15 protein-coding genes are annotated in these 15436 nt (G+C 58.7%); 10 read left to right on the forward strand and 5 right to left on the reverse strand.

The features are described 5' to 3' along the window. Positions 1–3 precede the first annotated feature (3 nt). From FB009_RS07425 to FB009_RS07465, 9 genes are all read left to right on the forward strand, one after another. A complete protein-coding gene (locus FB009_RS07425) occupies positions 4–2457 on the forward strand; it encodes a conjugal transfer protein TrbE (protein ID WP_011970257.1) in 2454 nt (817 codons plus the stop codon). After that, entirely contained in the window at positions 2432–3232 is an 801-nt protein-coding gene (gene trbJ / locus FB009_RS07430) for a P-type conjugative transfer protein TrbJ (RefSeq protein ID WP_024311807.1), read from the forward strand. Before FB009_RS07425 ends, trbJ begins: the two co-directional genes overlap by 26 nt. Further along, positions 3229–3429 (forward strand): entry exclusion protein TrbK, encoded by a 201-nt coding sequence (trbK, locus tag FB009_RS07435; RefSeq protein WP_011970259.1) that lies wholly within the window; start codon positions 3229–3231, stop codon positions 3427–3429. Before trbJ ends, trbK begins: the two co-directional genes overlap by 4 nt. Next, complete coding sequence (trbL, locus tag FB009_RS07440) at positions 3423–4631, forward strand: P-type conjugative transfer protein TrbL (RefSeq protein WP_011970260.1); 1209 nt, start codon at positions 3423–3425, stop codon at positions 4629–4631. The genes trbK and trbL overlap by 7 nt, the downstream gene beginning before the upstream one ends. Next, positions 4609–5271, forward strand: a complete 663-nt coding sequence (locus FB009_RS07445) for a conjugal transfer protein TrbF (RefSeq protein WP_011970261.1) — start codon at positions 4609–4611, stop codon at positions 5269–5271. The genes trbL and FB009_RS07445 overlap by 23 nt, the downstream gene beginning before the upstream one ends. 16 nt (positions 5272–5287) lie before the next feature. After that, positions 5288–6100, forward strand: coding sequence for a P-type conjugative transfer protein TrbG (gene trbG, locus FB009_RS07450; RefSeq protein ID WP_102045168.1), 813 nt, complete (start codon positions 5288–5290; stop codon positions 6098–6100). A 3-nt stretch (positions 6101–6103) separates the two neighbouring features. Next, a complete protein-coding gene (gene trbH / locus FB009_RS07455) occupies positions 6104–6544 on the forward strand; it encodes a conjugal transfer protein TrbH (RefSeq protein ID WP_011970263.1) in 441 nt (146 codons plus the stop codon). 12 nt (positions 6545–6556) lie between these two features. Next, positions 6557–7849, forward strand: a complete 1293-nt coding sequence (gene trbI / locus FB009_RS07460; RefSeq protein WP_102045169.1) for an IncP-type conjugal transfer protein TrbI — start codon at positions 6557–6559, stop codon at positions 7847–7849. A gap of 257 nt (positions 7850–8106) precedes the next feature. Beyond that, positions 8107–8811, forward strand: a complete 705-nt coding sequence (locus FB009_RS07465; protein ID WP_024311808.1) for an autoinducer binding domain-containing protein — start codon at positions 8107–8109, stop codon at positions 8809–8811. Positions 8812–8814: 3 nt separating this feature from the next. Here the strand turns inward: FB009_RS07465 and FB009_RS07470 are convergent, their stop codons facing one another. After that, complete coding sequence (locus FB009_RS07470; protein WP_011970266.1) at positions 8815–9138, reverse strand: transcriptional repressor TraM; 324 nt, start codon at positions 9136–9138, stop codon at positions 8815–8817. A gap of 218 nt (positions 9139–9356) precedes the next feature. On the opposite strand from FB009_RS07470, the gene FB009_RS07475 reads away from it, so the two are divergent. Beyond that, positions 9357–9569: a helix-turn-helix domain-containing protein gene (locus FB009_RS07475; protein WP_011970267.1), complete on the forward strand. Its 213-nt coding sequence runs from the start codon at positions 9357–9359 to the stop codon at positions 9567–9569. 177 nt (positions 9570–9746) lie between these two features. Here FB009_RS07475 and FB009_RS07480 read toward each other — a convergent pair whose 3' ends face one another. The 4 genes from FB009_RS07480 to traA are packed head-to-tail and all read right to left on the reverse strand — an operon-like array spanning position 9747 to position 15384. After that, the gene (locus FB009_RS07480; protein ID WP_102045171.1) at positions 9747–10343 is read right to left on the reverse strand and encodes a TraH family protein; all 597 of its coding nucleotides are present in this window, start codon (positions 10341–10343) and stop codon (positions 9747–9749) included. A 16-nt stretch (positions 10344–10359) separates the two neighbouring features. Continuing rightward, complete coding sequence (locus tag FB009_RS07485) at positions 10360–11523, reverse strand: conjugal transfer protein TraB (protein WP_011970268.1); 1164 nt, start codon at positions 11521–11523, stop codon at positions 10360–10362. Continuing rightward, positions 11513–12079: a conjugative transfer signal peptidase TraF gene (gene traF, locus FB009_RS07490; protein WP_018210394.1), complete on the reverse strand. Its 567-nt coding sequence runs from the start codon at positions 12077–12079 to the stop codon at positions 11513–11515. The genes FB009_RS07485 and traF overlap by 11 nt, the downstream gene beginning before the upstream one ends. Further along, on the reverse strand, positions 12076–15384 hold the full coding sequence (gene traA / locus FB009_RS07495; protein WP_145161510.1) for a Ti-type conjugative transfer relaxase TraA: 3309 nt from the start codon (positions 15382–15384) through the stop codon (positions 12076–12078). The genes traF and traA overlap by 4 nt, the downstream gene beginning before the upstream one ends. Between the last annotated feature and the right edge of the window lie 52 nt (positions 15385–15436).

The raw sequence follows: 15436 nt of genomic DNA on the forward strand, positions 1-15436 counted from the left end.
GCAATGGTAGCCCTCAAACGTTTCCGTGCGACCGGTCCGTCCTTCGCCGATCTGGTCCCTTATGCCGGCCTGGTCGATAACGGCGTTCTCCTCCTGAAGGACGGAAGCCTGATGGCCGGCTGGTACTTTGCTGGACCGGACTGCGAAAGCGCCACTGACCTCGAACGCAATGAATTATCGAGGCAGATCAATTCGGTCCTGTCGCGCCTTGGAAGTGGGTGGATGATTCAGGTCGAGGCGATCCGCATTCCGACAGTCGACTATCCATCTGACGACCACTGCCATTTCCCTGACCCGGTAACGCGTGCGATCGATGCCGAGCGCCGCGCGCACTTCGCACACACGCAGGGGCACTTCGAGAGCAAGCACGCGCTAATACTGACCTATAGACCGCTTGAGTCGAGGAAGGCTGCTCTTAGCAAATACATCTACTCGGATGAGGAGAGCCGCAAGAAGTCCTACGCGGACACGGTACTATTTGTCTTCAAGAACGCCGTCCGCGAGATCGAGCAGTATTTCGCGAACACGCTTTCGATCAAGCGAATGGAAACGCGCGAAACGGTTAAGAGGGGCGGGGAGCGGGTTGCCCGGTATGACGAGTTGCTCCAGTTCGTGCGGTTCTGCATAACAGGCGAGAGTCACCCCGTCCGCTTGCCGGATATTCCGATGTATCTAGACTGGCTTGCGACCGCCGAGCTTGAACACGGGCTGACGCCGAAGGTTGAGAACCGCTTCCTTGGCGTCGTTGCTATAGACGGCCTGCCGGCGGAAAGCTGGCCAGGGATCCTGAACAGTCTTGACCTGATGCCGCTCACCTACCGATGGTCATCGCGCTTCATCTTTCTCGATGCCGAAGAAGCCCGGGCGAAGCTCGAACGCACACGCAAGAAATGGCAGCAGAAGGTGCGGCCGTTTTTCGACCAGCTGTTTCAGACGCAAAGCCGCTCGGTGGATCAGGACGCCATGCTGATGGTGGCCGAGACTGAGGATGCCATCGCCCAAGCCTCGTCGCAGCTGGTCGCCTATGGCTACTACACGCCTGTGGTCGTGCTGTTCGATGACGATCGGAACACGCTGCAGGAGAAGGCCGAATCTGTGCGCCGACTGGTTCAGGCCGAAGGATTTGGTGCGAGAATTGAGACACTCAACGCGACCGACGCTTATCTCGGCAGCCTGCCGGGCAACTGGTACTGCAACATCCGTGAACCGCTGATCAACACCAGTAACTTAGCTGATCTCATTCCTCTCAATTCGGTCTGGTCCGGCAACGCCGTTGCACCATGCCCCTACTATCCGCCGAACTCGCCCCCACTGATGCAGGTCGCCAGCGGTTCCACGCCATTTCGGCTGAACCTGCACGTCGATGATGTCGGCCATACGCTGGTCTTCGGCCCGACGGGGTCAGGCAAATCTACGCTGCTGGCGCTGATAGCGGCGCAGTTTCGCCGTTATGACCGCGCCCAGATCTTTGCTTTTGACAAAGGGAATTCGCTGCTTTCTCTAACGCTTGCAGCGGGTGGCTATCACTATGATCTCTGCGGCGACGATGCGGAAGAGAGGAACGCTCTGGCCTTCTGCCCTCTATCCGAACTGAAAAGTGACGCTGATCGGGCGTGGGCGACGGAATGGATCGAGATGCTGATCGCCCTGCAGGGCGTCATCATCACCCCCGACCATCGCAATGCCATTTCCCATCAAGTCTCACTTATGGCCAGCGCGACGGGGCGCTCGCTGTCGGATTTCGTTAGCGGCGTTCAGATGCGCGAGATTAAGGACGCACTTCATCACTACACCGTCGACGGTCCGATGGGCCAGTTACTTGATGCTGAAGAGGATGGGCTGACGCTTGGCGCCTTGCAAACTTTCGAAATCGAGCAGCTCATGAACATGGGTGAGCGCAACCTGGTGCCTGTGCTCACCTATATCTTCCGCCGGATCGAGAAACGCCTGGATGGCTCGCCAAGCCTGATCATTTTGGATGAAGCATGGCTCATGCTCGGCCATCCGATTTTCCGTAGCAAGATCCGCGAGTGGCTGAAAGTGCTTCGCAAGGCGAATTGCGCCGTGGTGCTTGCTACGCAGTCGATCTCGGACGCTGAGCGCTCCGGCATCATTGATGTGCTCAAGGAATCCTGCCCCACAAAGATCTGCCTTCCAAACGGCGCTGCTCGGGAGCCGGGGACGCGCGAGTTCTACGAACGGATCGGCTTCAACGAAAGACAGATTGAGATCGTTTCGATCGCCATTCCGAAGCGAGAGTACTACGTCGCCACTCCGGAAGGCCGACGGCTTTTCGAAATGGCTCTTGGTCCCGTGGCACTCAGTTTCGTGGGGGCATCGGGGAAAGAGGATTTGAAGCGCATCCGCGCACTCAAATCCGAGCATGGCCGCGATTGGCCAATCCACTGGCTTGAAACGAGAGGAGTTCAAGATGCCGCAGCGATACTCAAAAAATAGTTGGTTCGCTGGTTCCATGGTCGCTTCGATGACAATCGTCGCTGCCCTGCCGGTTCACGCCGGCACGGCTACCGGTGCGGCAACGGAGTGGACGCAAGTACTCAACAACGCAGAACTGGTGTCCCTTGTAGGTCAATCTGGTGAGCAAATTCAGAACCAACTCACCCAGATTAGCCAGCTATCCCAACAGATCGAAACACAGCTGAACATCTATCGGAATCTGCTGCAGAACACGGCCGCCCTGCCATCGCACATGTGGGGGCAGGTCGAGAACGATCTCAATCGGCTCCGTAGCATCGTCGACCAAGGGCAGAGCATAGCCTTCTCGATGGGCAATGCTGACGATGTGCTGCAGCAGCGGTTTGCAAGCTATGCCGACCTAAGAACAAACCTGCCGGCCAATGAGACGTTCTCCGCGACCTATCAAACCTGGTCGGACACCAACCGCGACACGATCGCCAGCACGTTAAAGGCGGCAAGTCTCACGGCCGATCAGTTCGAGAGCGAGGAAAGCGCAATGTCCTCCCTTCGGTCAATGTCCGAAACGGCGGATGGCCAGATGAAGGCGCTGCAGATCGGACACCAGATCGCCGCTCAGCAGGTGGCGCAGATGCAGAAGCTTCGCGGTCTCGTCTCACAACAGATGACGCTAATGGGAACCTGGCTACAGACCGAGCAGACCGATAAGGATCTGGCTCAGGCGAGGCGGGAAAAGTTCTTCAGAGCCGAGGTGAAGAGTATTCCGGAGGGGCAGAAGATGGAGCCCCGCTGGTGAGCCGCGCCGTCCTTGTTGCCTTGTTGTTGGCTGTCGCCGTAGCATCGTCGGCAGCGACAGTGCTGATAATCAACCCCAGAGACACGCTCAAATCTTCCCTCACTGAGCAGCAACGCAGTGCTCGGGAGAGATTCTTCGGCACCGGAAAGGAGCTGCCGCCGATCAAAGATGGTCAGGAGATGCGTCCGAGATGGTGAAGGTAACTCGTCCGTTCCTGATTGCCGGACTTTTATGCATAGCCTATTCAGCACCCGCTTTCGCACAAGAGGGACACGTCCTCACGGAACTGGAAAACCAAGTCTCGTCCGCTGCGAAGGGGTGGGAGACCACCATTATGAATGCCGCACGATCCCTATTTTGGATTCTGGCGGCAATCGAGATTGGTATAGCGGCCGTCTGGCTCGCCACTCAGGCCGCGTCGCTGGACAGCTGGTTCGCCGAGCTGGTGCGGCGTATTATGTTCGTCGGCTTCTTCGCATTTATTCTGGAGCAAGGTCCAACTTTTGCGAGAGCCGTCGTCGACAGTCTTTTCCAGATTGGTGCGGACAGCGATTCAGCTTCACCTGCTGAAGTATTCGACGCCGGTATCCGCGTAGCCTCGCAAATGTCGCAACAGGTACAGTTTGGCGTCTTTGAGGATAATGCCTTGGCGATCGCGGCGGTATTGGCGATGGGCGTCGTCGTCATTTGCTTCTCGCTTGTCGCAGCCATTTTCGTGTCGGTCATGGTCGAGATGTATGTTGGCCTCCTCGCCGGTATGATCATGCTCGGACTGGGCGGCTCGTCCTTCACCAAGGACTTTGCTGTTCGGTACCTGATCTATGCTTTCGGCGTCGGCATGAAGCTCATGGCCCTGGTGATGATCGCCAAGATAGGATCGAGCGTCCTGCTTGGCCTCGCGCAAGCCCCCACCGCATCATCCGATAAATTCGTAACTGCCTTAGCGATCGCCGGTATTTCCGTCGTGGTCTTCATCATCGCAATGTATGTGCCGACCATTCTTCAGGGTGTCGTCCAGGGCGCGTCCGTCAGCGGAGGAATGGAAGCGATCCGCCATGGCGGACAGGCGGCATCGTTCGCCGCCGGTGCGGGCTTCCTCGCCGCCGGTGCGGCCGGCGCTGGCTTTGAAGCGGGAAAGTTCGCACGAGCAGCGGGTTCATCCGTCGCAGGTGCGGCTCTTCGAAGTGTGGGTGCCGGAATCGGGTCGGCAGGACGCGCTGTGGGGTCCGCTGCCAAGGAAAAGGCAATCGGCGCTCCCGGTGCCTATGCCGGATCCATTCTCGGACTAGCCAACGCAAAGCTCGACGAGCAACGCAGTGGGCTTAGCGAATCCCTCCCGAGCGCAACGAAATCCCGTAATCAGGAAGCGAAGGAAGATGGCAGTAAACCGCACGCCTGAAAATCCCTATCTTGCCGCTCGCCAGGAATGGACCGAGCGATATGGCTCCTATGTGAAGGCCGCAGCCGCATGGCGCGTTGTCGGCATACTCAGTCTTGCCTTGGCCCTCGTAGGTTTCAGCTACGCTTTGTACCTCAGCACTCAGGTCAGGCTGGTGCCCTATATCGTGGAAGTCGATAGGCTTGGAACTTCGGTTGCGTCTGGCTTCCCCGAGCAGATCGAATATGCCGACGCCCGCGTAGTACGCGCCACTCTAGGCAACTTCGTCACGAGCTTTCGCAGCGTCACCCCGGATGCCGTGGTGCAGAAGCAATACATCGACCGCACCTATGCGCTTCTACGCACCTCCGATCCGTCCACTCAAAAAATCAACGATTGGTTCCGAAGCAACTCCCCGTTCGAGAAGGCCAGATCTTCAACAGTTGCCATCGAGGTCAACAATATTGTGGCCCTCTCGAACCAGACCTATCAGATCGACTGGACGGAATACGAGCGGGACCGGAAGGGCAAGGAAACCGGGACGCGCCGCTTTCGGGGCATTGCAACGGTCGCGCTTACCGCACCGCAGGATGAGGCGACGATCCGTCTTAATCCGATCGGCCTCTATGTCACAGATTTCGACTGGACGGCGCAGCTATAAGGCAGGGGACTTCTCAATGCAAAAAACTCGATTGCTCACGGTCGCCGGCTGCCTAGCCGGACTCGTCTTTGTCAGTGGCGCGCAGGCACAAAATATGACAACCAACGAGGTGAAGGGAACGAAGATTTCGAGCAAGTGGCGTGGCACGCCAGGGCTGGTCACGAAAGGACCGGACGGAAAAGTGATTTTCCTGTTCGGGGAAACCCAGCCTTCTGTGGTTTGCTCGCCCCTACAGGTCTGCGACATAGAGCTCCAAGGTGGGGAGATCGTTCGCGATGTTCTCGTCGGTGACACGGTGCGCTGGAAGGTGGAGCCTGCGATTTCGGGAGCAACAGGGGGACAGGCGATTCATCTGGTCGTCAAACCTTCGGAGCCCAACCTTCTCACCTCGATGGTGGTCACGACCTCCCGGCGAACCTATCACATCCAGCTCAAGTCCCATCCCAGCCAGTACATGGCGCGCATTGGCTTCGAATATCCCGAAGACGTATCGACCAAGCTCTCGGACATCAATGCTCGCCTCGAGGCCGGCGGCATTCCAGGTGCCGCGCCCGACAAGCTAGACTTTTCCTATTCAATCAGCGGCCAAGCGTCATGGAAGCCGAAGCGGGTCTATTCGGATGGGGTGAAGACATACATCCATTTTCCAAGGTCGATTTTCGGTCAGGACGCGCCGGTCCTCTTCGTCGTTTCCGGCGGTCAAAATCGCATTGTCAACTATAGAATGAAGAACGACATGATGATCGTGGACTATGCAGTCGACAAGGCGATCCTCGTTTCCGGGGTCGGTTGGAGGCAGCAGAAGATCATCATTCGGCGGGGAAGCTGAACGATGCAGAATCTTCTTTCGACTGTGATTGCCGCCGCGCTTTTGTCTGGTTGTCAAACGGCGGATCAGGGCTTGCGTCCCAGCTCAGATGCGGGAGCAGTCACCGGACCGGCCGCGAGCGCCATCGCCGGCGACATGGTGAGCCGTCTTGCCGAGCAAATCGGCCCTGCCACAGCTACGACAACAATCAGAATGGACAAGGATACCTCCGAGTTCGCGATAGCCCTCGAAGCAGCCTTAAAGGGGTGGGGCTACACGGTCGTCACCGACAAGAAATTGGTCAGGGGCATCAAGCCCGTCGAGCTTGCATATGCAGCCGAGAGCTTCGACGGACAGATTCTGGCTCGACTCTCGACGCCTTCCATTGCGTTCGGGCGAGCTTACACGCCGACTGGGGCCGGCGCCATGCCCGCTAGTCCGCTGTCGATCTTGCAGCGCAACTGACGGAGAATGGATATGGTCCAGTCGCTTCAGCTCGGCGCGTCCAGTCATGCCGACGATCAGAAGGCCATGCGCCGCCTCAACCGCCTGCCGATCTTCGTTGCCATCACTGTCATCGTGCTTTTTTTCGCCGTCGTTGTGATTGGCCTGTCGTGGCGCGGGGTCTCCCTCAAGCGTGGCGACGACACCCAAAGCATCTCCAATACTCCGGCGACTAGCTTCGGCGAGCAACTCAAACGGGGTGTAACGGACGGTATCATCGGAGAGCCAGTTGAACGCGAGGCTTTCCAGCCGACGCCAGTCGTTCACAAGGTCGACACGCAAGAATCCGTTGTTGAAAGAAGGCCTGGGGAACGAAAGGAGCGACGACCTAAGCTTGAATCCGAAGAGGAGTGGAAGGCTCGCCTGAAGCGAGAGCAGGATGAGCAGTATATACGCGAGGCCCATCGCCAACGAATGGCTCGCCTCCAAGCCCATGCGACCGCGCTCGATTCTCCGCTGAAGGTGGACGTTTCCGATATCAAGAATTCAACAAATCACGCCAACACTCGTCAGTCTAGAAATCTCGAAGCGAAGGGTGCCTCAGACCTACATGCAGCTGCTATGAAATCGGGCCTGATAAGCCAGCAAGTCGACCCGAACGGCCAGATATCCAAGGAGGAGTTTTTTAATAAGGAAATCAAGGATCTTGGCTACCTGCCGAACCAGGTTGTACCGCAGTTGTCATCTTACGAATTGAAACGCGGCTCGGTTATTCCGGCCACATTGATCACTGGCCTCAATTCCGATTTGCCAGGACGCATTGCTGCTCAGGTCAGCCAGAACGTCTATGACAGCGCTACCGGCTACAGACTGCTCATTCCGCAGGGAGCCAAACTCCTGGGGCGCTATGATTCGAAGTTATCCTTCGGCCAAGAGCGGGTTCTGGTCGTCTGGACCGATTTGATCTTTCCCAACGGTTCAACGCTGCAGATTGGCGGCATGGCCGGCACAGACGCCGAAGGATATGGCGGCTTCAAGGATAAGGTCGACCGTCATCTGTGGCGGACCTTCGGTTCCGCGGCTCTAGTCGCAATAATCGGAACCGGTATCGATATGTCGTTGCCAGAGAGTTCAACGCTTGCAACGCAGGACACCGCCTCAGACGCTGCAAGGCGTAATTTCGCGGAAAGCTTTGGTCGGGTGGCGGAACAGACGATCTCAAAGAACCTCAATGTGCAGCCGACGATCCGTATCCGTCCTGGCTACAAGTTCAATATTCTCGTTGATCAAGATATTGTTTTTCCGTCGGTTTATAATGGCCATTGATGGTGGCCTCCGCATCCGGCGCATCTCCCTGCTCTGCGAAGGCCCCCAAGAAGTGCTCTTTCCACCTAGTTAGCGAGAGGTTGAATGCTCGGAAAACGTGTGGCAAATTGTGCGCGGTAAACCTCAGGAAGAACGGCATGGGTGATCACCCGGGGCCCGTGGCCCGCTGGCCTACTAGACAATCGCGCCATCAGTGGCGCGCAAACGATGCGACGAAGGGCCCCTTCGCAACGGCGCAGGAACAGAAGGAGTATTCAATGCAAACGGAACTTCGCCTGTTAATCGACATGACAGAAGCTGCAAATGATGAACGAATGATAAAAAGTGCAGTGCTCAGCTTCGCCAACGCTCATGGTTTTGAGCGTTTTGCGTATCTGCAAACCCAGGGCGATGATGTTCAGACATTCAACTCCTACCCAGAGGAATGGCAGGACATTTACCTCGGCAGCCGCTACTCGATCATCGATCCGGTGATCACTGAAGCCAAGCGTCGCATGAATGTGTTTTCCTGGACGGTCGACGATTGGCCGGCTCGTGGAAGATCGGAGCTTAGGCGTTTCAAAGACCAGGCAGTCGCGCACGGTATTCGCAGCGGAGTGACGGTTCCCGTTGAAGGGAGTTTCGGTTCCAAGATGATGCTGACTTTTGCGTCTTCGGAGAGGAAGGCTGACGTTTCGAAACTCCAGGACGCGCAAGATGCAATACAGGCTGTCCTTGTGATCCATTATCGCCTGAAGATTTTAGCCGCGGTCACAATTGTCAGTCCGAAAACGATGCTTTCGCCAAGAGAAGCCATGTGCCTTATGTGGGCGATGAAGGGTAAAAATGGCCCGGAGACGGCAAAGATCACCGGGATCAAGCCGCGAACGGTCCAGCACTATCTCGATAACGCGCGCCGCAAGCTCGGAGCGCAATCCGTTCCTCATTTGGTAGCGATTGCCAGAGATCACGGACTGGTCTGAGCTTCATTGCTCGCCCTCCAAGGAAAGATCAGGGACGTAGCCAAGCGCGTCGATGATTTTCGAAAGTTCATCCTGCTGGGCTTCGGATTTCTTCTGACGCGCGACATACTCATCCTGCAAGCTCTTGAGTACGGCTGCCGGAACAGAAGGGTCGGTGGTTGCGCGAGCCCATTCCTCATAAACACCTTCGTCGGCCGCGATTAAGCGGCGGTGCTCACGAATTGCAGAAACTGCGAGCACCTCTAGATCCGACTTTTGCAATGAAACGAAGCAGGGAGCGGTCGGCTCTTCTTCGTCGTTCGTCTCGGATGAGTTCCCTGTATGCATTCGCTTCTCCCCAACCTGAGCATTCGCCGCTCAAAAACACAGTCGTCGTGAGCATTAGACCGACATGGTCATGAGTGCTCGACCTGTCGTGCAGACCATCATGCTACCCCCAAAACCCAACTAGCAGGTGACAGGATGGACATCGCAATATCACATGTGACAAAAAATAGGAACTATCGTTCCTGGAACGATCGTTCCTTTTGGGTTTGGATCAGGCGGTGGAACTCAACGAAGTCATGGCGATCAATCTGCGTCGGATTCGTCATGTCAAACAACTGACGCAGGAGGAACTGGCGGTTCAATCGGGACTGAGCGCGCGCTATATCGGGTCGATCGAGCGCGCCGATGTCTCGGCCACCGTGACCGTCCTCGGGCAGATCGCCGCCGCTTTGGGTGTCGAGCCAGCCGAACTTGTGACGAAATCTCGCTAATTGGCTCATCCCAGCCCGCGTTGGGCTCAGTATGACTTGCGGTGGCGCTCTTCCCGAAACGCGCCTGGTCGCTTGTCAGAGATCATGAACGGGCGATCTTTAAAGGTGGGCGTCATCTGTATGCCGCTAAAGGAGCGGAATTATTCACTGATGTCCCCTACACTACCAGAGCGAAGGTCAATTTCCGCCGATGCGGGACAGATCGATTCGAATGCCCGAGCGCTCAACCGCCTGTGTTTCCTCTGCCCGATCGTTGATTGATGTCGCTGCGGGCCCCTCGACTGGACGTACTCCGCTCTGCTGCGGAAGCTCGATAGGTTCTCCCGGATCAGGAGCTTGAAACACGCTCACGCCCTCGAATTCACCGGTCTTCCACGCGTGGACCGCGTCATCGAAGATCTGAGGGAAAGCATCTTCGCTTGCGGGGCTACCGTACCACTTGGCGACGATCCTCAGGATCCTGGCGAACGTCGCCGTGCCTTTGCGAAGATTTTCGCAGGCGTCGAACAGGTCAGGGTTCAGATCGGCGGGTTCTCCAACGCGGACCGGAAACTGGGTTAGCCCGACGCGGACTACTGCCCTGTCAGAATACTCCCGAACGATCGCCATTGCCTCATCGGCCGATGTTATCTTCGGCAACAGTATCAACCGGCCGCCGGATTTGACGGTGATGGAGAGAGGATCAACGGAGCCTGCGGCCACCACAAACTGCTCGACTATCGCGGGCTTAAGTGAGGGATCCGCGCATTCTTCAACCAGGACAGCTTCTAGCATGACGTCTCCTTGGCGATCAGGTGTTGAAGGAAAGAACAAGCGGTTTTGCGAAGAGCTTGGCCCAGGCGACGGCGCTGGCTCGTTGGACTGCTACGATGGATGTCCCTTTGGCCCACCATCCGTTCCCAACCGCGACGATTAGATCCGGGTCGTAGAGCATCGATTGCAGTAACGGCCACACAATGAGCTGCTCGTAGCAGATAAGTGATGCCGCGCGGCTGGGTCCGATAGTGACGATCGGATTGGCAAAGAAATGCGCCCGCGCACCGCCGGTCTCACCGAGCAACGACCGCCAAGGTTGCCACATCGACCCTGGTACAGGCATCCGCTCGCGATAGGTGATCCTGCCGCCGTCGGCAGACAGAGTGACGAGCACATTGTCGTATCCGTTAGCGTCGACGGTGGCGGCGCCGGCAATCACCGCGATATTCGTGCCCCGCAGAGCCCTTAGCCAGAGCCGTTTGGTGGTCGCCGTCCAAAAACCCAATGCGCTTTCGGGCAGAACGACATTCCGAATGCCACCAGATGCGTGGTTCTTCACTATTGCAATCAGATCAAGGTGCCGCTGAATGCTGGCGTCGCGCCCGAGCGACCGCCCGAGTTCAAGGTCGACGCCCTGCCAACCATCGGGCAGTTTTGGGTCGGTCCAGTTTGTGGCGGACCAAAGCCAAAAACTTGCGAAGGTGATCGCGATAGGCGGCCACATCCGGGTTGCAAGGCCCATGAGACCGATTGTCGTTGCAGCCAGTCCCCACCAGCCCCATTCGGGAAACAGAATGCCGGCGGCCGTTACAGGATGCGCCCAACCGGTGATGCCAAAGGGTGGAACCGACATAAGGGCGATCGCCGCCAGTTGGCGAAGCGGACGGACGCCCGAGCGCTTCGTCCAGAGCACGGCATGAACAGCAACAAAGCTCGCGGATGCCAACAGCCAGAGCAGCAAGCCCGGCCAGAGATCAGCCGAGTAGAAGGCCATCACTCCCTGCGGCAGGCCACTTGATGCCGCCAAAAAGTATCCTCCCGCGACAAGAGCCGCCGCAAGTCTCGTGCGAGCCTGCGACCAAAGGGTCGGGAACGCCAGCGCCACCGGCAGGAGCGCGGGGTGGCCGCTCCAACCGCCCGCCCCGGCGGCAGTTGCGGTGATGATCAGCAAAACCGGTTGGAGGCGGTTACGGCGCATAGGTCAGGACTTCTTGCGCCAGGCCGAGGATGCCGGAAGCCGGGACGGGGCCGAAGTAGCGAGAGTCATAGGAGCTGGCGAACCGCGAGTGCAGGAAGACGTAGTTTGCCGGCACAATTCCGCCGGGGAACTCGGTCATAGGTCGCCCCTGTCCGTCTCGTTGCGCTAGACCGGAGGAGGGAATCGGATGGCCGTTCACCGAGACGCCGACGCAGACGTCGACCCGTTGTCCCGCAACGGCGATGACTGTCTTGATGAGCGGCGCGACGTCGCCAGGACACAACCCGGCGCGAAGGTAACCGCGCCTTCGCGCCTCTTGCATGGCCGCGGTTTGAGGCGGGCAAACCAAGACGAGATCGCCAACGGCGGCTGGCCGATCCAGTTTGACAAAGCGCCAGAGACCGAGCGGCTCGCTCGGCGTGAGATTGATGCGATAGCCACCGAACCAGGCGACCGAGATTGCACCAAGAAAAAGTAAAGGGGCCATCGCCAAGCCAAGGAGGAATGGCGTACGGCGTCGTCTCGTCGGCGCTGTTTGAAGGAGTGGAATGCTCATCTCAGCGAGAGCCCCTGGCCCTTGCTCAGGCGCAATGTTTCTGAAAGCTTCAAGGCCTCGGTCGTGCGCTCATGGGCACTGAGTTGCTGCACCGTGCGCATTGCTTTCCATGCCGATTCGACTTCCAGCCTCTGGCCCGGATTCATGCCTGCCGTGACCGACGTGAAGGTGTCTCCGTTTGTGTCCCTGGCGCTCAGTGGAAGGAAGGTGCGTTTGCCGAAGCGCGCGTCGACCGCATTTGCGAATCCGTCGAGTTCAGCTTTCACATGCCGGTCGGCGCGTGCGAACTCGAGCGCAGCGGAAAGATCATTGCGGTCAATGGCATCACGCACGCGCTCCAGTATTTGCCGGGCGCCTGGAGAGAGCGCCGGGATGTCGATCGCTACCTTGCGGCGGGCTTCCAATTCCTCGGCCCGGTAGCGTCGTTCGGCGCTGCCGCGCTGACGCATGTAACCATCGAGGCTCTGGACCAGAGCCGGAACGTTGCGTTCCGCCCTCTCGCGGTCCTGCCTGTCGGCGCGGCTTGCGAGCAAACCAGTCTTGCCTTTAAGTGCACCGTAGCTGTCCGGCTGCGTGGCGATTTTAGAGAGCGTCGCTTTGGCGACGGTCTCGTCCTTCAGCATGACGTCGATGTTCACCGCCTTGAACGCGGCTGCCGGATGCGCATAGACCAGATGGAAGCGGGTCGACACATCGTCCCACTGCTTCTTCAAGCCGGGGTCTGCTGCGAGCTTGTCGGCGACTGCTTGCTCCACCGATTCCGGATGTGTCGCGATACCGGCAACCATGGGCCTGGTCTCCTTGCTCCTTTGCGAGTTGATTGGATTGGTGCCGGCGGCGAGCCCGAGCTTGCGGCCGATCCGAACGAGACGGTGAGCCAGATCGGCAAGCCTGGAGCTCTGCCGGGCCGTCCAGGCGAGCCGGTCGCGAGCGATCGTACGGGCGACATTGAGGAGGTGCAGGCCGCGGGCTTCGGCGAAGCGTAGCGCCTGCCGATAAAAGGTGGCCTTCTCGTAATCGAGCGTGGTTTCCTTCGAATTCTTCCGTGACAGAACCTGGATCAGTCCGCCGGCCCTGGCAAAGGATCGGGCGCCGTAATAGACGTCGAGATTGTCGCGGTGACGGGTCATGGCGACATAGACCAGATGCCTGTCGAGGGAAAGCGACGCGAGCACCTTCACCCGGTCCACCGTTGCGCCCTGGCTCTTGTGAATTGTGGTGGCATAGCCGTGGTCAAGATTGTTGTAGAAGCGCTGTTCGATGATCACCTGGCGGTGGTGCTCGCCTTCACCGATTTCCGCGACAACGCGGTTCGGCGAAGCTTCGACGATCTTTCCGAGCATGCCGTTTTTGACGCCGAGCGAGCCTTCGTTCTTAAGGAAAACGATCTGGTCACCGGCCGCAAAGTTGCGGTTTCCATCCGCGGTTCGGAAAGCAAAGCCTTCGCCAACGATGCCACGCTCGACGAGTTTGGACCGGGCCATCTCATTGAGCATGCGTACGTCGCGGCGAAGATGAGCGAGGATCAAAGTGGTCTTCGTCGGATCGTAGTCCCGGTTCCAGTCGACGATAAGGTTCCGCACAGCTTCAGCCTTTAGCTCAGCTCCGATCATCCTGCCGTTGGCACGGTAAGCCTCAACAGCCTTGCCGACATTGCCCCGGGCGAGATCGAGGGACGCATCGCGCATCCACTGTTCACGCTGACGATAGATGGTTTCGAGCTCGGCATAGCCGATGCGATCGGCGATTGCGCGGAACGCCGCGCCCGCTTCGATCGGCTGAAGCTGTTCCGGATCGCCAACAAGGACGAGTTTTGCCCCCGTCCTCGTCGCGGCCTCAATGAAGCATGCCATCTGTCTGGACGCGACCATGCCCGCCTCGTCGAGAATGAAGACCGTCCCGGCGTCAAGCTGGTTGCGACCTTGGCTCCAACGCAGCTCCCACGCCGACAGCGTGCGGGAGATGATGCCCGCTTCCTTCTCCAGACCCTCCGCCGCCTTGCCTGCAAGCGCGCCGCCGACCACCCGGTAGCCGGCCGCTTCCCACGCCTCCCGCGCCGCTTTCATCATGGTCGTCTTGCCCGCACCGGCGCGACCGATTACAGCGGCGATCCGACCGGCTTTCGCAACATGCTCGATCGCCGTTTTCTGTTCGTCCGACAGGCGCGAATGGCGCGCCAACGTCGTCTCCAGCACCGCTTCCCGAAGCCGATGCGAGGATCGCCTTGAGAGCCAGATCGCACGGTTTGCCATCTCCGCTTCGAGCCGGATCAGCGCGCGCGTCGTGTATTTTGCCGGAGCCCGGATGCCGGTGGCAAAAGCGGTTCGTTCGCGTTCGAGTTGGAGTGTCTCGGGGCTCTGCAGGATGCGCGCCATCAGGCTCCGGAAAACCGCGGGATCGTCAACATAGCGATGCAGGATCTTTGCCACGTCGCGTTCATCGAACACGCTCCTTTCTCGCGTGATCAGGTCGAGCACGATCTCCGGTCGACGCTGAAGGCGCCGGGCATTCGCGCACCGCAGGTCCTCTTGTAGCTGCAGACGCTCGAGCGAAAGCGTCTTCGCCTCTGCCGTCGCTTTCCGCTCGATCGCCTTCGTGCCGGCGCCGAGGTGGAGGGTCGGAGCGAGCTCGATACCCTGCTTCTCGAAAGAACGGCCATCGATGCGAATGTCGAGGCCGGCAAGCGTCAGATGGCGGTTTTGGCAGGCGAACCACCCGTCGCGCAAGGCGTTGAAGTCGTCGAGACTTCCGGCCCAAAGCTCGTAAACAATCTTGCCGGCGTCATTGCGGATTGGATAGCCGTCCGGCCCAAGGACGGCGACCTTCTTGGCGCCGAAACCCTGTTGCGTCAGGGGCCGCAGCGTCGTCATCAAGTGGACATGCGGATTGCCCGGCGCGTCGTGATAAACCCAGTCCGCCACCATTCCCTTGGCGCTGATGTGCTGCTCCACGAAGTCACGGACGAGAGCAATGTTTTGTGCAGACGTCAGCTCGATCGGCAGCGCGATTGTGACCTCCTTGGCAAGCTGGGCGTCGGAGCGCTTCTCGAAATCCTCGACCTTGTTCCAGAATGCTTCCGCTGCGTCGGAGACCGAGCGATCGGTGATCATCGACTGCAACCATTCTGGTGCGTTGTCCGGGATGACGAACTCCTCGTGAAGAAGTCCAGTCTTGCGGGTGTAGTCAATCGTTCGGGCTTCCCGTTGGTACGCCATCTTCGCGCAATGCCGATATGCCGCAGACAGCACTGCGCTGCGGCCGGAGCCACGGGTGATGAGGCTGACGGAGAAGTGAGGAACGGCCACCTCGCTCTGAGCTCCCGATTGCCAACGAGTTCAACGGGTTCGTCGAGAGCGG

Origin of the sequence: Sinorhizobium medicae, assembly GCF_007827695.1 — a bacterium.
Taxonomy (GTDB): Bacteria; Pseudomonadota; Alphaproteobacteria; order Rhizobiales; family Rhizobiaceae; genus Sinorhizobium; species Sinorhizobium medicae.

Excerpts from the sequence above, each read along its gene's own strand:
- FB009_RS07425 (WP_011970257.1), top strand. The coding sequence starts at position 4 with ATGGTAGCCCTCAAACGTTTCCGTGCGACCGGTCCGTCCTTCGCCGAT.
- trbJ (WP_024311807.1), top strand. The coding sequence starts at position 2,432 with ATGCCGCAGCGATACTCAAAAAATAGTTGGTTCGCTGGTTCCATGGTC.
- trbL (WP_011970260.1), top strand. The coding sequence starts at position 3,423 with ATGGTGAAGGTAACTCGTCCGTTCCTGATTGCCGGACTTTTATGCATA.
- FB009_RS07445 (WP_011970261.1), top strand. The coding sequence starts at position 4,609 with ATGGCAGTAAACCGCACGCCTGAAAATCCCTATCTTGCCGCTCGCCAG.
- trbG (WP_102045168.1), top strand. The coding sequence starts at position 5,288 with ATGCAAAAAACTCGATTGCTCACGGTCGCCGGCTGCCTAGCCGGACTC.
- trbH (WP_011970263.1), top strand. The coding sequence starts at position 6,104 with ATGCAGAATCTTCTTTCGACTGTGATTGCCGCCGCGCTTTTGTCTGGT.
- trbI (WP_102045169.1), top strand. The coding sequence starts at position 6,557 with ATGGTCCAGTCGCTTCAGCTCGGCGCGTCCAGTCATGCCGACGATCAG.
- FB009_RS07465 (WP_024311808.1), top strand. The coding sequence starts at position 8,107 with ATGCAAACGGAACTTCGCCTGTTAATCGACATGACAGAAGCTGCAAAT.
- FB009_RS07470 (WP_011970266.1), bottom strand. The coding sequence starts at position 9,138 with ATGCATACAGGGAACTCATCCGAGACGAACGACGAAGAAGAGCCGACC.
- FB009_RS07480 (WP_102045171.1), bottom strand. The coding sequence starts at position 10,343 with ATGCTAGAAGCTGTCCTGGTTGAAGAATGCGCGGATCCCTCACTTAAG.
- FB009_RS07485 (WP_011970268.1), bottom strand. The coding sequence starts at position 11,523 with ATGCGCCGTAACCGCCTCCAACCGGTTTTGCTGATCATCACCGCAACT.
- traF (WP_018210394.1), bottom strand. The coding sequence starts at position 12,079 with ATGAGCATTCCACTCCTTCAAACAGCGCCGACGAGACGACGCCGTACG.